General features: G+C 42.8%; 24 protein-coding genes. All 24 read right to left on the bottom strand.

Annotated features, from left to right (window positions below):
• Window positions 1-9: 9 nt before the first annotated feature.
• The 24 genes from rpmJ to BO222_RS05300 all read right to left on the bottom strand — a co-directional run bounded on the left by rpmJ (window position 10) and on the right by BO222_RS05300 (window position 14,336).
• Complete coding sequence (gene rpmJ / locus BO222_RS05415) at window positions 10-123, bottom strand: 50S ribosomal protein L36 (protein WP_075819078.1); 114 nt, start codon at window positions 121-123, stop codon at window positions 10-12.
• Window positions 124-497: 374 nt separating this feature from the next.
• Window positions 498-1,148 carry an adenylate kinase gene (locus tag BO222_RS05410; protein ID WP_075819076.1) on the bottom strand — a complete coding sequence of 217 codons (651 nt, stop codon included), beginning with the start codon at window positions 1,146-1,148 and terminating at the stop codon, window positions 498-500.
• A gap of 37 nt (window positions 1,149-1,185) precedes the next feature.
• A complete protein-coding gene (gene secY / locus BO222_RS05405; RefSeq protein WP_075819074.1) occupies window positions 1,186-2,478 on the bottom strand; it encodes a preprotein translocase subunit SecY in 1,293 nt (430 codons plus the stop codon).
• Between the two features lie 3 nt (window positions 2,479-2,481).
• On the bottom strand, window positions 2,482-2,919 hold the full coding sequence (gene rplO, locus BO222_RS05400) for a 50S ribosomal protein L15 (RefSeq protein WP_075819072.1): 438 nt from the start codon (window positions 2,917-2,919) through the stop codon (window positions 2,482-2,484).
• 18 nt (window positions 2,920-2,937) lie between these two features.
• On the bottom strand, window positions 2,938-3,447 hold the full coding sequence (gene rpsE / locus BO222_RS05395; RefSeq protein WP_075819070.1) for a 30S ribosomal protein S5: 510 nt from the start codon (window positions 3,445-3,447) through the stop codon (window positions 2,938-2,940).
• 11 nt (window positions 3,448-3,458) lie between these two features.
• The gene (rplR, locus tag BO222_RS05390) at window positions 3,459-3,815 is read right to left on the bottom strand and encodes a 50S ribosomal protein L18 (RefSeq protein WP_075819068.1); all 357 of its coding nucleotides are present in this window, start codon (window positions 3,813-3,815) and stop codon (window positions 3,459-3,461) included.
• 20 nt (window positions 3,816-3,835) lie between these two features.
• On the bottom strand, window positions 3,836-4,381 hold the full coding sequence (rplF, locus tag BO222_RS05385) for a 50S ribosomal protein L6 (protein ID WP_075819066.1): 546 nt from the start codon (window positions 4,379-4,381) through the stop codon (window positions 3,836-3,838).
• An 18-nt stretch (window positions 4,382-4,399) separates the two neighbouring features.
• Entirely contained in the window at window positions 4,400-4,798 is a 399-nt protein-coding gene (gene rpsH, locus BO222_RS05380; protein ID WP_075819064.1) for a 30S ribosomal protein S8, read from the bottom strand.
• An 18-nt stretch (window positions 4,799-4,816) separates the two neighbouring features.
• Window positions 4,817-5,002: a type Z 30S ribosomal protein S14 gene (locus tag BO222_RS05375; protein WP_075819062.1), complete on the bottom strand. Its 186-nt coding sequence runs from the start codon at window positions 5,000-5,002 to the stop codon at window positions 4,817-4,819.
• A 10-nt stretch (window positions 5,003-5,012) separates the two neighbouring features.
• Window positions 5,013-5,558: a 50S ribosomal protein L5 gene (rplE, locus tag BO222_RS05370; protein WP_075819060.1), complete on the bottom strand. Its 546-nt coding sequence runs from the start codon at window positions 5,556-5,558 to the stop codon at window positions 5,013-5,015.
• A gap of 11 nt (window positions 5,559-5,569) precedes the next feature.
• Window positions 5,570-5,902 carry a 50S ribosomal protein L24 gene (gene rplX / locus BO222_RS05365; RefSeq protein WP_075819058.1) on the bottom strand — a complete coding sequence of 111 codons (333 nt, stop codon included), beginning with the start codon at window positions 5,900-5,902 and terminating at the stop codon, window positions 5,570-5,572.
• Between the two features lie 12 nt (window positions 5,903-5,914).
• Entirely contained in the window at window positions 5,915-6,283 is a 369-nt protein-coding gene (gene rplN, locus BO222_RS05360; protein ID WP_075819056.1) for a 50S ribosomal protein L14, read from the bottom strand.
• A gap of 17 nt (window positions 6,284-6,300) precedes the next feature.
• Window positions 6,301-6,561, bottom strand: a complete 261-nt coding sequence (gene rpsQ / locus BO222_RS05355) for a 30S ribosomal protein S17 (RefSeq protein ID WP_075819054.1) — start codon at window positions 6,559-6,561, stop codon at window positions 6,301-6,303.
• A 15-nt stretch (window positions 6,562-6,576) separates the two neighbouring features.
• Window positions 6,577-6,780 (bottom strand): 50S ribosomal protein L29, encoded by a 204-nt coding sequence (rpmC, locus tag BO222_RS05350; protein WP_075819052.1) that lies wholly within the window; start codon window positions 6,778-6,780, stop codon window positions 6,577-6,579.
• A 2-nt stretch (window positions 6,781-6,782) separates the two neighbouring features.
• The gene (rplP, locus tag BO222_RS05345) at window positions 6,783-7,199 is read right to left on the bottom strand and encodes a 50S ribosomal protein L16 (RefSeq protein WP_075819050.1); all 417 of its coding nucleotides are present in this window, start codon (window positions 7,197-7,199) and stop codon (window positions 6,783-6,785) included.
• A complete protein-coding gene (gene rpsC / locus BO222_RS05340; protein ID WP_075819048.1) occupies window positions 7,199-8,059 on the bottom strand; it encodes a 30S ribosomal protein S3 in 861 nt (286 codons plus the stop codon). The genes rplP and rpsC overlap by 1 nt, the downstream gene beginning before the upstream one ends.
• A gap of 9 nt (window positions 8,060-8,068) precedes the next feature.
• A complete protein-coding gene (gene rplV / locus BO222_RS05335) occupies window positions 8,069-8,404 on the bottom strand; it encodes a 50S ribosomal protein L22 (protein ID WP_075819046.1) in 336 nt (111 codons plus the stop codon).
• Window positions 8,405-8,412: 8 nt separating this feature from the next.
• Window positions 8,413-8,691 carry a 30S ribosomal protein S19 gene (gene rpsS / locus BO222_RS05330; protein ID WP_075819044.1) on the bottom strand — a complete coding sequence of 93 codons (279 nt, stop codon included), beginning with the start codon at window positions 8,689-8,691 and terminating at the stop codon, window positions 8,413-8,415.
• A 17-nt stretch (window positions 8,692-8,708) separates the two neighbouring features.
• Window positions 8,709-9,542, bottom strand: coding sequence for a 50S ribosomal protein L2 (gene rplB, locus BO222_RS05325; protein ID WP_075819042.1), 834 nt, complete (start codon window positions 9,540-9,542; stop codon window positions 8,709-8,711).
• Window positions 9,543-9,615: 73 nt separating this feature from the next.
• The gene (rplW, locus tag BO222_RS05320; RefSeq protein WP_075819040.1) at window positions 9,616-9,912 is read right to left on the bottom strand and encodes a 50S ribosomal protein L23; all 297 of its coding nucleotides are present in this window, start codon (window positions 9,910-9,912) and stop codon (window positions 9,616-9,618) included.
• A 1-nt stretch (window position 9,913) separates the two neighbouring features.
• Window positions 9,914-10,543, bottom strand: coding sequence for a 50S ribosomal protein L4 (gene rplD / locus BO222_RS05315; RefSeq protein WP_075819038.1), 630 nt, complete (start codon window positions 10,541-10,543; stop codon window positions 9,914-9,916).
• Window positions 10,543-11,232, bottom strand: coding sequence for a 50S ribosomal protein L3 (rplC, locus tag BO222_RS05310; RefSeq protein ID WP_075819036.1), 690 nt, complete (start codon window positions 11,230-11,232; stop codon window positions 10,543-10,545). The genes rplD and rplC overlap by 1 nt, the downstream gene beginning before the upstream one ends.
• A 15-nt stretch (window positions 11,233-11,247) precedes the next feature.
• The gene (gene rpsJ, locus BO222_RS05305; protein WP_075819034.1) at window positions 11,248-11,559 is read right to left on the bottom strand and encodes a 30S ribosomal protein S10; all 312 of its coding nucleotides are present in this window, start codon (window positions 11,557-11,559) and stop codon (window positions 11,248-11,250) included.
• Window positions 11,560-12,182: 623 nt separating this feature from the next.
• On the bottom strand, window positions 12,183-14,336 hold the full coding sequence (locus tag BO222_RS05300) for a DUF3427 domain-containing protein (protein WP_269843619.1): 2,154 nt from the start codon (window positions 14,334-14,336) through the stop codon (window positions 12,183-12,185).
• Between the last annotated feature and the right edge of the window lie 86 nt (window positions 14,337-14,422).

The following is a 14,422-nucleotide window of genomic DNA, read 5'->3' as shown; positions in this document are numbered from 1 at the left end:
TGCTCCTTATTAACCTTGTCTCTGCTTATGTTTTGGGTTTTCACAGATGACCATGACTCTGCCTTTACGGCGGATAACACGGCATTTATCGCAGATCGGTTTAACAGATGGTCTAACTTTCATGTTGGTCCTCTTTCTGTGTATGTTTTCTCCTCTAAAATCCCATCAGTCAGGGGATTTTAGCAGAAACGTAGTTCTGCATTTTTCTCTGTCAGTAATTGCTGACAGGCTGTAAATCAAAAAAATAAGGGAAAATCAGATTTAAAGAATCAGATACAACGAACCAGATCCCCTAAATTTATAATCTGAAAAACGAACTGATAAATCATTCTTATTTCAGTTTTTTTGGCCATCCTGACTGACTTTAATACAGATCAGATAAAAGATGGCTAAAAACGAGCGCCGCAAAATGAAATTGCGCCTAAAAGATTATAGACGCAATTAAACATGAATTCAACTTTGCAGCCAATTCTTAAATCATGAAGATTTCGAAAAAATTATTTTTCGTCAATGGTCTTCTGAATGAAAGACCAGATATCCTCCATGGACTGATCGGCATTGATATGAGCAACCATATCTTTATCATCATAGTATCCGATGACAGGTTCAGTATTTGCAGCATATTCATCAAGACGAACCTTGAGGCTGTCCTCATTATCATCTTTACGCTGTGACAGTTCCTGCCCGCATATATCACAGACTCCTTCGTTTGCAGGAGCCTTGTAATACACATTGTAAATTTCTCCGCATCCCTTGCAGATTCTTCTTCCAGTAATTCTCTTTGTGAGAACTTCCTTTGGAACATCCATACTCAAAACCAGATCAACAGCCTGATCACTGCCATCTGTCAAAGCTTCAAAAGCTTTGGCCTGAGCAAGCGTTCTGGGGTATCCATCCAGCAGGTATCCGTTCTTTGCATCCGGGAGCGATTTTAAATAGTCACTGACCATAGCATTGGTCAGCTCATCCGGGACGAGTCGTCCAGATTCCATATACTCTTTGGCCTGAATGCCAAGAGGAGTGTTTTCAGAAAGATTCTTACGGAAAATATCGCCTGTAGAAATGTGATTTAAATTGTATTTATCTTTGATTCTGCTCGATACGGTGCCTTTACCGGATCCCGGAGCACCCATGATAAAGATATTCATAATCTGATTTTCCTTTGCCTGTTTCTAGACTAATGAACTAGTCGTAATCGTAATATTTCTTATAAGACTTCTGAGTGATTAAACCCTGAACCTGTTTCACAGTTTCAATGGCAACACCCACAACGATAATCATACCTGTTCCGCCAAGAGCCATCGAAGTGGACATTTGCGGCCAGATCAGTGGCATAACATGAGGTAATACCGCAATCAATGCTAGGGATACTGATCCAAGAACGGTAATTCTTGAAAGAGCCTTTGAAATATATTTTTCCGTTGTCTTGCCCGGTCTTACGCTAGGAATATAAGCGCCTGATTTTCCCAGGTTCTCCGCAACCTTTTCGGGGTTGATCTGCATGTTCGCATAGAAGAACGTAAAGAAGATAATCAGAATGACATACAGTAATAACGAATACCATGTCTGAAGGCCGAGCCAATTCTGCATTAATGTATACCAGTCTGCTCCATTTGCAAAGAAGCTTGCAATCTGAACCGGAGCCATCATCAGGGATGAGGCAAAGATAACTGGAATAACGGACGCTGAATTGATTTTGAGCGGAAGGTAGTTCATCTTCGAATTCTGAGCGAGCGTCATTGAAGATGAAGTGTACTGAATAGGGATCTTCAGCTCAGCCGTATTAATCAGCGTAACAAATACGATGATCAGCAGATAAATCAGAATATAACACCCGAAAGCGATCATACCCTGATCCATACCGCTTTGAATGAAGGTCTCCCAGGCAGCTGAAAACTGCTGAGGCATCCTTCCGACGATACCGGCCATAATAACCATCGATACACCATTACCAATTCCCTTCACTGAGATCTGATCACCGATCCAGACCAGGAACATGGTTCCAGCCGTAAATATCGTCGCAATATAAAGCATTCTTGCAGTGGTAAGACCACCGATAAATAACCCCGGATACATATTGTTAAATGTGTAAACGAGGGAAACAGACTGAACGAATCCAAATACGACACCAAGATAACGGGTATACTGATCCATTTTCTTTCGGCCGTTGGCACCAGACTTGGCAAGTTCAGTTAAAGATGGAATAACATCCATGCTTAATAGCTGAATGATGATGGACGCGGTGATATAAGGAGTCACTCCAAGTGCAAAGATGGAGAACTGCTCAATTCCACCGCCTCCAAGCAGGCTCATCATCGCAAATAAGCTGTTGTCTTTAAGTCCTGCCATGAGTCCGGTTGTGTTTACATCGGGGACAGTAATCGCACATCCCAGACGATACACAAGAAAGGCAAAGAGGGTAAAAAGGATTCGGTTGCGAATATCCTTGTTAACCCAGATTGCCTTAATACTTTTCATCGCTTAGCGAACCTCAGCGGTTCCGCCTGCTTTTTCAATTGCTTCCTTAGCAGAAGCAGAGAACTTAGCTGCAGTAACATGCAGTTTCTTTTCAAGTTCTCCGTGTCCAAGAACCTTAACACCGGCAAGCTGTTTTTTCAGCAGTCCCATGTCTTTTAACAGTTCTGGAGTTACATGAGTTCCTTCTTCAAAACGGTTCAGATCGCTAAGATTGATGATAGCGTATTCCTTACGGTTGAAGTTGGTAAAACCTCTTTTTGGAAGACGTCTGGCTAACGTGGTCTGTCCACCTTCAAAACCAGGACGAACTCCGCCGCCACTTCTGGCTTTCTGACCTTTCTGTCCACGGCCGGATGTTTTTCCAAGACCGCTTCCTGGTCCGCGTCCCACACGCTTTCTGGATTTGCGGACATTGGTCTGTGAGAGTTCATGAAGTTTCATTGATTTCTCCTCCGTTTCCTATCCGCGAATTTCTTCTACGCTTTTTCCGCGCAGTTCAGCAACCTGCTCAATAGTACGCAGGGATTTCAGACCTTCCATAGTTGCACGTACTGTATTGATTTTTGTACGGCTTCCCAGGTTTTTGGTCAGAATATCGGTGATTCCGGCAAGTTCAAGAACTGCACGGGAAGCGCCACCAGCGATTACACCGGTACCTTCAGAAGCTGGCTTCATGAATACTTTACCAGCTCCGAAAACACCTTTGATTTCATGAGGAATGGTTGTTCCAACCAGTGGTACATGAATGATGTTCTTCTTAGCTGCTTCACTGGCCTTACGGATAGCTTCTGGTACTTCTTTAGCCTTACCGGTTCCGACACCGACACGGCCTTTTCTGTCACCTACTACTACAAGAGCAGCAAAACGCATACGGCGTCCACCTTTAACCGTTTTCGCAATTCGGTTGATGGATACAACCTGTTCGTCAAACTCTTTCTGCTCTCTTCTTGGTCTTCTTTCGTTTGGCATTGGTTAATCTCCTAAAATTCCAGGCCGGCTTCTCTTGCGGCATCTGCAAAAGCTTTAACACGGCCGGTGTAGGCGTAACCGCCTCGGTCGAATACAACTTTCTTAATGTTCTTGTCGATTGCGCGTTTAGCTACTTCAGCACCAACTTTTTTGGCTGCTTCGACATTGGATCCGTTCTCAAGTTTCATGTCAACACTGCTTGCGGAAGCAAGAGTGTTGCCATTTACATCGTCAATGATCTGAGCATGGATGTGCGTATTGCTTCTGAATACATTCAGACGTGGGCATTCAGGAGTTCCGCTGACTTTCTTGCGGATGCGAAGATGACGTTTCTGACGCATCGCATTTCTGGATTTTTTATTAATCATAGATTCTTACTCCTTTCCCACTACTTCTTACCGGCAGTTTTGCCTTCCTTACGACGGATATGTTCACCTTTATAGCGAATACCTTTTCCTTTATAAGGTTCAGGTTTACGTTTAGCGCGGATATTAGCGGCAAATTCACCAACTTGCTGCTTATCGATACCCTTTACAGAAATATTGGTTGCATTCGGGCAGGTTACTTCAAGACCTTCCTGAATTTCCATTTCAACTGGATGGCTGTAACCAATATTCATTGTCAGCTTGTTGCCTTTAATTGCAGTACGGAAACCGATACCAACAAGTTCAAGATCTTTCTGGAAGCCTTCAGAAACACCAACAATCATATTGTGAAGCAGGGCTCTGGTTGTTCCATGAAGCTGTTTTGTGTGTTTTTCATCATTAGGGCGTTTAACGGTGACGGTATCGCCATCAACTGTAATCGTCAGTCGATCAGCGAACTTCTTTGTCAGAGTTCCTTTAGGCCCTTTGACAGTCACCTCATTCCCTGGTGCCACATCAACTGTAACACCAGCAGGAACGGTAATCAGTTTATTCCCGATACGTGACATTTTATCCTCCTGTCAGGTTTACCAGATGTAAGCAAGCACTTCGCCGCCGACATTGGCTTTTCTGGCATCACGATCCGTCATAACTCCTTTGGAAGTAGAAATAACGGCAGTGCCAAGGCCGCTGAGTACTTTTGGCAGATTATCTGCACCTGTGTAAACACGCAGACCTGGTTTTGAAATACGTTTGAGACCAGTGATAACTTTTTCACCGTTCTTGCCGTATTTCAGATCTATAGTCATTACTTTTTTAACGCCATCGCCTTCAACTTTGTAATCGTTGATATAGCCTTCCTGTTTCAGGATTTTGGCGATATTTACTTTTTCCTTGCTGGAAGGCATGGAAACTGTGTCATGTTTCTGCTGCAGAGCGTTGCGGATTCTGGTCAGCATATCTGCAATTGGATCAGTCATTGTCATGATATTGTTTCCTCCTTCTTACCAGCTAGCCTTCTTAACTCCAGGAATCTGGCCTTTGTAAGCCAGTTCACGGAAGCAGATACGGCAAATTCCATATTTTCTTAAAACAGAGTGAGGACGTCCGCATCTCTGGCAGCGGGTATATTCACGTACTTTAAATTTCTGAGGACGTGCCTGTTTTAACTTCATCGCTTTTTTTGCCACGATAATCCTCCTAGTTATTCTTGACGAAAGGCATGCCAAGCTTTTCAAGCAGGGCTTTTGCTTCGTCATTGCTTTGAGCTGTGGTAACGATGACAACATCCATACCGCGTGTGCGGTTAACCTTGTCAAAGTCAATTTCCGGGAAGATGATCTGTTCTTTAATACCTAAAGTGTAGTTTCCACGTCCATCAAAGGCAGTGTCGCTAACACCACGGAAGTCTCTTACACGTGGTAAGGAAATGTTGAACAGCTTATCCAGGAATTCATACATTTTGTCCGAACGCAGGGTAACTTTACATCCAATCGGCATACCTTCACGAAGTTTAAAGTTTGCGATAGATTTTTTAGCTTTTGTAACTACTGGAGCCTGCCCGGTGATTGCAGCCATTTCAGCAACAGCTTCATCAAGCAGTTTGGAGTTCTGAATAGCGTCTCCAACACCCATATTTACTACGACTTTTTCAATCTTCGGTACCTGCATGACAGAAGAATAGTTGAAATCTTTCATCATCTGGGGGACAACATCATTTTTGTATTTATCTTTTAAACGAGCCATGAATTATCCTCCTACTTCTTGTCCTTGATTTCATTTCCGCTCTTCTTGAAGTAGCGTACTTTTACTTTGTTGCCGTCTTTGTCAGTTTCAATGCGAATTCCGACTTTACCGGCTGTTTTGGCTTTTTCATCGTAAAGAGCCACATTCGATACATGGATCTTGGCTTCTTTTTCAATGATTCCGCCTTCTGGGTTCTGCTGTGTAGGTTTCTGATGTTTCTTAACAACATTTACGCCTTCAACAATGACCTTATTTTCTTTTGGGAAAGCCTTGAGGACTTCGCCGACTGTTCCTTTGTAAGATCCAGTAATAACCTGAACTTTGTCGCCTTTTCTAATAAGCACAGACTTTCCTCCTTACAGTACTTCAGGAGCCAGGGAAACGATTTTCATGTAGTCATGATCACGTAATTCACGTGCAACCGGTCCGAAAATACGTGTTCCTCTTGGACTCTTGTCATCTTTAATTAATACAACTGCGTTGTCATCAAAACGGATGTAAGAACCGTTAGGACGGTTTACACCATATTTGGAACGCACGATAACGCCTTTTACAACGTCACCTTTTTTAACAGTGCCGCCAGGAGCTGCCTGTTTGACAGTGCAAACAACCACGTCACCGATATTTGCAAATTTACGTTTGCTCCCGCCCAGGGCGCGAATAACCAGAACTTCCTTAGCTCCAGTATTATCAGCAACACGCAAACGGCTTTCGTTCTGAATCATCTGCTGTTCCTCCCAGTCTAGCCGCGAGCTTCTTCAACGATTTTAACCAGACGGAAACGTTTGGTTTTGGAAAGAGGACGAGTTTCCATGATTTCAACTACGTCTCCTTCTTTCGCTGTATTATTCTCATCGTGGGCTTTGAATTTCTTCGTATAGTTGACACGCTTTCCATAAAGCGGGTGCATCTTCATTGTTTCAACTGCTACAGTGATCGTTTTATCCATTTTGTCAGAGACAACACGTCCACGGTAGACAGCGCGTTTGTTTCTTTCTTCCACTAGTCTTTCCTCCAACTACTGTGCTGCTTCCTGATTTTTTCTTTCAGTCTGGATAGTTTTGATTCTGGCGATTGTCTTTTTCACTGTTTTTAAACGGGCAGTGTTTTCGAGTTCGCCTGTAGCCTGCTGAAAGCGGAGATTGAATAATTCATCTTTTAAAGCATCCAGCTCTTTAACTAATTCTTCATCAGTTTTTTCGCGAAGTTCATGTGCTTTCATGGTTATTCAGTTTCTCCTTTCTTAACAAAACGAGTTTTTACAGGCAGCTTGTGGCCGGCAAGACGAAGGGCTTCACGTGCAACTTCTTCAGGCACACCGCCAACTTCGAACATTACGCGTCCAGGTTTAACTACAGCTACCCATCCTTCCGGAGCACCTTTACCGGAACCCATACGAACTTCAAGAGGTTTTTTGGTTCTGGCTAAGTGCGGGAAGATACGAATCCACACTTTACCACCACGTTTCATATAACGAGTCATGGCAACACGGGCTGCCTCAATCTGGCGGTTGGAAACATAGTTTCCAGTTTCTGCTACAAGACCGTATTCACCGAAGTCAACATTACGGCCCGCTTTTGCACGGCCTTCATAAGACTGACGATGAGGACGACGGTACTTGGTACGCTTTGGCATCAGCATTAGTTGTTGCCTCCTTTATTCTGGGCGGCATCATTCTGACGGCTGTTGTTTCTACCAGCTGCAGAACGTCCCTGACGGTTGTTCGGGCGATTGCCGTTTCTTCCCTGTCCACGGTTGCTGCCACGTCCGTTTCTTCCTCTTGCAGGACGAGGACGTCTCTGTTTTGGAGCTTCTGGTTCCTGAACCATTTCTCCAGGAAGAACTTCACCACGGCAGATCCATACTTTTACACCTAAACGGCCATAAGTAGTAGCCGCTTCTTCAAGAGCGTAATCAATGTCGGAACGAAGTGTATGTAATGGTACAACACCTTCAGAGTATCCTTCAGTACGGGCAATATCTGCACCGCCAAGACGTCCGGATACAGCTGTCTTGATTCCTTTTGCTCCAGCTCTCATTGTGTTCTGGATTGCTTTTTTCTGAGTAGCACGGAAGGATTTACGTCCTTCAAGTTCGTTGGCGATCCAACGGGCCACCAGACGGGCATCCAGATTTGGGTTGGCAATTTCAACCACGTTGATCTGAAGATTTTTAACAGAAACCATTTTTTCAAGTTTCTTTTTCAGACCTTCAATGGATTTTCCATCCTGACCGATTACTACACCCGGATGAGCTGTGCGGATGATGATGGTCATACGGTTCTGAGTTCTTTCGATCTCAATTCTGGAAATCTGAGGATCGGCTTTGCGCTTATCCTGCGTAGCCTTGGACAGTTTACTGTAATAGTCTTCGATGAACTTACGGATTTTAACGTCTTCCATCAGAAGTTTTGAGAATTCTTTATCGTCTGCGTACCATCTCGACTGCCAGTCGCGGATGATTCCGGTACGCATGCCAATAGGATTGACTTTCTGACCCATGAGATCCTCCTATTCCTTTTCAGCCACAACAACTGTAATGTGACTGGTTCTCTTGTGAATCGGGCTAGCGCTTCCTTTTGCACGAGGCATGAAACGCTTCATTGTGATGCCTTCATTGGCATAGCACTCTTTTACATAAAGCTTGTCTTCATCCATATCATGGTTGTTGACCGCATTGGCTACAGCACTGTGCAGTACATCACCAACCATTTTTCCACCCTTGTTTGGAGTGTATTTCAGGATTGCTGCAGCTTCTTCAACATCTTTTCCGCGGATCAGATCTAGAACAAGTCTGGCTTTGCGGGGCTGAATGCGAAGAGTTTTAGCAGTTGCTCTTGCTTCCATCTTGTCTTCTACCTTCTGCCTTTCTTGTCATCGGCTGCATGACCGGTATATTTGCGTGTTGGAGCAAACTCACCGAGTTTGTGTCCAACCATATCTTCGGTTACATATACCGGGATATGTTCTCTGCCGTTGTGTACGGCAAATGTATGTTCAACAAATTCAGGGAAGATCGTTGAACGGCGGCTCCAGGTTTTAATGACTTCTTTTTTGTTAGAAGCATTCAGAGCCTGAACTTTTTTCATCAGGTGTTCATCGACGAACGGGCCTTTTTTTAAACTGCGACTCATGTCAGATCTCTCCTTGTCTATTTGCCGTTGCGTCTGCGCACAATCAGCTTAGTAGACGCTTTCTTGTTGTTTCTGGTCTTGACACCAAGAGCTTTTTTGCCCCATGGAGTCATTGGAGCCTTACGGCCGATTGGGGTACGGCCTTCACCACCACCATGTGGGTGATCGTTAGGGTTCATAACGGAACCACGGACAGTTGGGCGAACGCCTTTCCATCTGTTTCTTCCGGCTTTACCGATGTTAACGAGGATATGGTCTTCGTTTCCAACGGATCCGATTGTTGCACGGCATGTTCCAAGAATTTTGCGGACTTCGCCAGAAGTCAGACGCAGAGTTACATATTTATCTTCAATACCAAGAATCTGAGCGCTGGCACCAGCTGCGCGAACAAGCTGACCGCCTTTACCAGGTTTCATTTCGATATTGTGGATTATTGTACCTTCAGGCATATTTTTCAGCTGGCAGGCATTTCCTACACGAATATCAGTTTCGTTTCCGGAAATGATTTTGTCGCCAACCTTAAGACCTTTTGGAGCAAGAATGTATCTCTTTTCACCATCGGCATAAGCAACAAGGGCGATATTGCAGGTACGGTTAGGATCGTATTCGATCGCTTTTACAGTAGCTGGGATATCATCTTTGTTTCTCTTGAAGTCGATGATTCTGTAAGTTCTCTTATGACCGCCGCCATGATGACGGGTAGTGATGCGGCCAGTGTTATTTCTTCCGCCCTGACGCTTCAAAGGAGCGGTAAGAGATCTTTCCGGGGACTGCTTTGTAATTTCTTCTCTGGAAAGAGAAGTCATTCCGCGGCGGCCCGGAGTAGTCGGTTTATACTTTTTAATTGGCATAAACTTTTTATCCTCCTGATACGCAATATTTATTCAGGAAATAGCGTTTTTCTCCCTGATCCTCTATTCGCGATTATTCTTCTTCAGAAGCGAATAATGGAATATTGTTACCTTCTGCAAGGGTAACAACGGCTTTCTTGTAGCCGCCTACCTTACCGGTATAACGTCCAACACGTTTTTTCTTCGGTTTAGTGTTCATGATGTTAACTTTTTTAACCTTTACACCAAACAGATTTTCAACAGCCTGACGTACTTCAATCTTGTTTGTGTCTTTAGCTACTTCAAAAGTAACTTTGTTGTGCTCTTCATTGAGCTTCATTGACTGTTCGGTAATGATCGGGCGGATGATAACGTCTCTGTAGTCTTTCATCTTAAGCCAGAGCCTCCTCGATTTCCTTTACGGCAGCTTCAGTGAATACAACCTTGTTTGCATTGAGCAGGTCATAAACATTGATGCCATCAGAACTCATCATAGAAACAGTAGGGATATTTCTAGCGGAAAGTTCAACATTTTCGTTGCCTTCTTCTTTACCAAGAACAAACAGTGTTTTTGCAGGGGCTTCAATTGCATTGAGGATTGCTGCAAAACCTTTTGTTTTTGGAGAGTCAAGAACGATTTCATTCATCAGAGCCATTTCTGAATCCTGAAGTTTGCTGCTTAAAGCAGATTTCAGAGCCAGACGGCGTACTTTCTTATTGATCTTGTAAGAGTAGTCTCTTGGGTTTGGACCAAATACAACTCCACCGCCTCTGTACTGAGGAGCACGGATGGAACCCTGACGAGCACGTCCAGTTCCTTTCTGACGGTAAGGTTTGCGTCCGCCGCCTCTTACATCAGATCTGCGCTTAACAGCAGAAGTACCCTGACGCAGGGAAGCGCGCTGCAGTTTAACTGCTTCATAAAGCGCATCTTTGTGAGGTTCGATACCAAATACAGTGTCATTCAGGTCGTAAGTTCCTACGACTTCACCGTTCTGGTTAATAACGTCAATAACAGCCATTATTCTCCAGCCTCCTTGCTATAGTCCACAAGAGTTACTGGTTCTTTGTCGCCCTTGCTTGTCTTGGCAGTGCGGATCATAACCATACCTCTTTTCGGACCTGGAACGTTCCCTTTAATAAGAACGTAGTTGTTTTCTTTATCAACCTTGATCACTGTCAGGTTAGGAGCGGTTGTTCTCTTGGCGCCTTCATGCCCAGGCATTACTGTACCTTTCATGATGCGTCCCTGACGGGATGTAATACCATTGGTAGCAAGAGATCCGATGTGACGGATGTTCTTGGATCCACCATGGGTCTTTGGACCCTGGTGAGCATTATTTCTTACGATAGTACCCTGGTAACCTTTACCTTTAGAAGTACCGATTACGTCTACCTGTTCACCTGGCGCAAAGATATCGACACTCACGAGATCTCCAACGTTTACATCGAGTTCACAGTCACGAACTTCACGAACGAAACGCTTTGGAGCAGTATTGGCCTTTTTAGCATGACCAATTTCAGGTTTGGTTGAGTTCTTTTCTTTCTTATCTTCGAAACCAATCTGAACTGCGTTATACCCATCAGTTTCTTCAGTTTTCTTCTGAAGAACTACGTTTGGGCTTGCTTCGATGACTGTTACAGGAATCAGCAGGCCGTCTTCAGTGAAGACCTGAGTCATCCCCAGTTTTCTTCCTAATAGTCCTTTCATTATTTGACACCTCCATTAAAGTTTAATCTCGATGTCAACACCACTTGGAAGGTCCAGTCTCTGCAGGGCATCAATGGTTTCCTTGTTCGGTGCAACAATCTCAATCAAACGCTTGTGCGTACGAATTTCAAACTGTTCGCGGGAATCTTTATATTTGTGCACAGCACGCAGAATTGTAACAACCTGCTTTTCTGTTGGCAGAGGCACTGGGCCAACTACTTTTTTAGCACCGTGCTTTTCAGCCGCTTCCACGATCTTCTTGGCACTCTCGTCAAGGATGCGGTGTTCATACGCCTTTAAGCGAATTCTCATTGTGTTTTTTGCCATGGTTACTCCTTTCGTTTATTCTGGATAAACATGCTCCATGCAAATTCCCTGACCCATTCCATGACAACGGTTCTCAGTGGGTCAGCAACCTCGCACTTCATTGCAATGCCCAACCAATATAGCAAATCGACCAACTCATTACAAGCGAAACTTCAAAAAAAGTATACGGAATCCTCATAAATAAAGAACTATATTCACTTACTTGATTTGATTAAAATTTACATTTTGGTAACCGATTTCATGAAAACTATTTTCATCTTTAATTTCTAATGCTCGTTACTCTCTTATCAACGTCGTTTAGTTGTCCATTTCCTACAGACTCGGCAATCCAGATTAGAAATTGAAAGATCTTTAGATCTCTACCTAAGTTATCCCGTATTTGTTTTGATGGTTTGTGTTGCGTGCTGAAGCAACGACAGAATAAACAAAATAACAGCAATTCGCTAAATAAGCAGGTCATAAATGAATCCAGCAAAGTCTTTCTATGCACTTGGCTGTTTACGAAGATACTCAAGAATCACAATTTACCCCTCTGTCATAAGACAAAGGGGTAAGGGTGTAAACTATCTCGGCCTTTCGCAGCTTGTCAAGCCGTTTTTGATTAACAAGCATTGGGTAATAACTTAATTCGTGATGTAATCGTAGAGCTCTTCAGGTACAGGTACTTCAAGATCATACTCGATTTCAGTAATGTTTTTCCCATTTACATTCTTTTGATCCTCATACCATCCTGAAGCGAATATCTCTCCAAGGTAATAGAACTCTTTGCTGATGGCATCATCCTTATTTTTTCGAATAAACAAATGCATAGAATATTCTTGGTCTTTTGCATTCAATGCAGTCTGCATATCTTTCGATTCATGAGTTCGACCGTTTTTACTCATTGCTCGAATCGTATACCTATTCAAAAATCGATCATGATATTGCAGATGTTCTTCAGCTTCTTTTTTGTCGTAATTAATAAAAACTGGGTATGTTTTTGTCTTATGATCAATCCAATATCCGCCAACATTTTGCGCAACTACAGGCCTGTCCCATTCAAGTAGCCGGCATACTTCTTCATAGGTATATTTTGAATAGAGTTTGAATTTAGTCTCTTTATATCTCTCAGAATAGTTTCGTTTATTTCGATTCAACGAAAATTTGAAAAGATTAGTAAGAGATTGTTTAAATGCCCGGTTTTCGAGCATCTTTTGAAATTGAAATGATATTCTTCCTGTTTCTTCCTCTACGAATTGAATTCTCTTCATTTTTTCGGCACCGGTTCCGGCTGCATAATTCCCAGACAACGAACTCTTTAAAACTTGTATTGTATGTTCAGTCACTAAAATGTCATTTTTTATCAGTAAATCTTTCCATTGATCGATGACCAAGCCGCCATCATTGATCAGAGCTTGTATAATAATCAATTCATCAATCCACTTACCTGCACCAAACTTTACCGATAAAAACTTTAAGTATTCTAATTCTAGTTCACTTAATCTAGAAGTGAACTCTTTTTCATACTTCATTAAAAATGCCGGATACGAGCCAAGGCTCTTATTGTTAAAAAAGAGGTTTGGATCTATGCTCTCAAAACGATCATAATCTACCAAATCAGGTATCCTTCCCAGTTTGTATTTCAACTGAGCATAGGCCTCCTTTAACAAAGAAATTGTATTGGTTTTTGCCTGATCAACTGCAGCATAAATTCTTGATCTGGCAACCTCATCAAAATGCACTGAACTCATTCCTGGAAGCGAATTAGCGCCTTCCTGGATAAACCGCCTCATATTATCCTTGTTATAAGAACTATCTCCTGAAAGAGCGACAGGAATTAAATAGTTCGATTCATAATTCCCGATAAAATCAAGAACTACCACAAATTCTTTTCCTTTGGCCTTCCTTAAGCCTCGGCCTAACTGTTGGATAAAGACAATCGCACTTTGCGTTGGACGAAGCATGATTACCTGATTAATCTCGGGAATGTCTACACCTTCATTGAATATATCTACCGTAATGAGGTAATCGAGTCGATCCGATCGATCATCAGAGACTAAACGATCAATCGCTTCTTCTCTTTTTTGCTGACTGTCATCTCCAGATAATGGTAATGTTTTCCATCCTTTACGGTTAAAACCCTCTGACAGACGTTTTGCCTCATCCTTACTTGAAACAAAGATTAACCCTTTTACTCCATTTGTTCCTGAATGACCATAATACTTGGCCTGTTCCATGATGTGATTGATTCGCTGCTCAAATTCAATTTGATCAAACTTTGCTTGTAGATTTCCTGTCTTATTTTCTTTTTCATTCGATTCAATGCTTAAATCAGAGAGTCCAAAATAATGAAACGGAGCAAGGTAGTCTTCTTCAAGGGCCTGCTGCAGCCGAATTTCACTAGCTATGTTGTGATCAAAGAGACTGTAAATATCAAATCCGTCATTTCGATCAGGGCTTGCACTCATACCTAACCAAAATTTAGGTTTTAGTTTATTCATAATTTTTTGATAACTGTTCGCTCCTGCTCTATGAACTTCATCGATGACTACAACATCAAATTCGTCTGGTTTTGTTGAGTCTAGAAAGCTGTCCTTAGAAGCTGTCTGAACAGTTGCAAAAGTATAATCTTTTCCATATTCGTGAACATTTCCTGAAATTAAACCATAAGTATGAGCAGGACCTAATACACGCTGATAAGACTCTTTAGCCTGCTTTGCAATTTGTTCACGATGGACCAGGAATAACGCTTTTTTCGTAACCTTTTGAAATTTGCACGGGCTTTTATTCCCGGTTATCCCTGAATACCATCAAAGGCGGAAATCTTCTCTGTGCTCCAGCTTTCCTCTCAGGAAAGTCGGAAACGGAAGATTTCCGCCTTTTG

It is taken from the genome of Ileibacterium valens, from assembly GCF_001945525.1.
GTDB lineage: Bacteria > Bacillota_I > Bacilli_A > Erysipelotrichales > Erysipelotrichaceae > Ileibacterium > Ileibacterium valens.
This window is presented reverse-complemented; position numbering and strand designations above follow the sequence as displayed.

Bases quoted from the DNA above. Each gene is read 5' to 3' on its own strand.
- rpmJ (WP_075819078.1), bottom strand. From the start codon at position 123: ATGAAAGTTAGACCATCTGTTAAACCGATCTGCGATAAATGCCGTGTT.
- BO222_RS05410 (WP_075819076.1), bottom strand. From the start codon at position 1,148: ATGAATATCTTTATCATGGGTGCTCCGGGATCCGGTAAAGGCACCGTA.
- secY (WP_075819074.1), bottom strand. From the start codon at position 2,478: ATGAAAAGTATTAAGGCAATCTGGGTTAACAAGGATATTCGCAACCGA.
- rplO (WP_075819072.1), bottom strand. From the start codon at position 2,919: ATGAAACTTCATGAACTCTCACAGACCAATGTCCGCAAATCCAGAAAG.
- rpsE (WP_075819070.1), bottom strand. From the start codon at position 3,447: ATGCCAAACGAAAGAAGACCAAGAAGAGAGCAGAAAGAGTTTGACGAA.
- rplR (WP_075819068.1), bottom strand. From the start codon at position 3,815: ATGATTAATAAAAAATCCAGAAATGCGATGCGTCAGAAACGTCATCTT.
- rplF (WP_075819066.1), bottom strand. From the start codon at position 4,381: ATGTCACGTATCGGGAATAAACTGATTACCGTTCCTGCTGGTGTTACA.
- rpsH (WP_075819064.1), bottom strand. From the start codon at position 4,798: ATGACAATGACTGATCCAATTGCAGATATGCTGACCAGAATCCGCAAC.
- rplE (WP_075819060.1), bottom strand. From the start codon at position 5,558: ATGGCTCGTTTAAAAGATAAATACAAAAATGATGTTGTCCCCCAGATG.
- rplN (WP_075819056.1), bottom strand. From the start codon at position 6,283: ATGATTCAGAACGAAAGCCGTTTGCGTGTTGCTGATAATACTGGAGCT.
- rpmC (WP_075819052.1), bottom strand. From the start codon at position 6,780: ATGAAAGCACATGAACTTCGCGAAAAAACTGATGAAGAATTAGTTAAA.
- rplP (WP_075819050.1), bottom strand. From the start codon at position 7,199: ATGCTGATGCCAAAGCGTACCAAGTACCGTCGTCCTCATCGTCAGTCT.
- rpsC (WP_075819048.1), bottom strand. From the start codon at position 8,059: ATGGGTCAGAAAGTCAATCCTATTGGCATGCGTACCGGAATCATCCGC.
- rplV (WP_075819046.1), bottom strand. From the start codon at position 8,404: ATGGAAGCAAGAGCAACTGCTAAAACTCTTCGCATTCAGCCCCGCAAA.
- rpsS (WP_075819044.1), bottom strand. From the start codon at position 8,691: ATGAGTCGCAGTTTAAAAAAAGGCCCGTTCGTCGATGAACACCTGATG.
- rplB (WP_075819042.1), bottom strand. From the start codon at position 9,542: ATGCCAATTAAAAAGTATAAACCGACTACTCCGGGCCGCCGCGGAATG.
- rplW (WP_075819040.1), bottom strand. From the start codon at position 9,912: ATGAAAGACTACAGAGACGTTATCATCCGCCCGATCATTACCGAACAG.
- rplD (WP_075819038.1), bottom strand. From the start codon at position 10,543: ATGGCTGTTATTGACGTTATTAACCAGAACGGTGAAGTCGTAGGAACT.
- rplC (WP_075819036.1), bottom strand. From the start codon at position 11,232: ATGAAAGGACTATTAGGAAGAAAACTGGGGATGACTCAGGTCTTCACT.
- rpsJ (WP_075819034.1), bottom strand. From the start codon at position 11,559: ATGGCAAAAAACACAATGAGAATTCGCTTAAAGGCGTATGAACACCGC.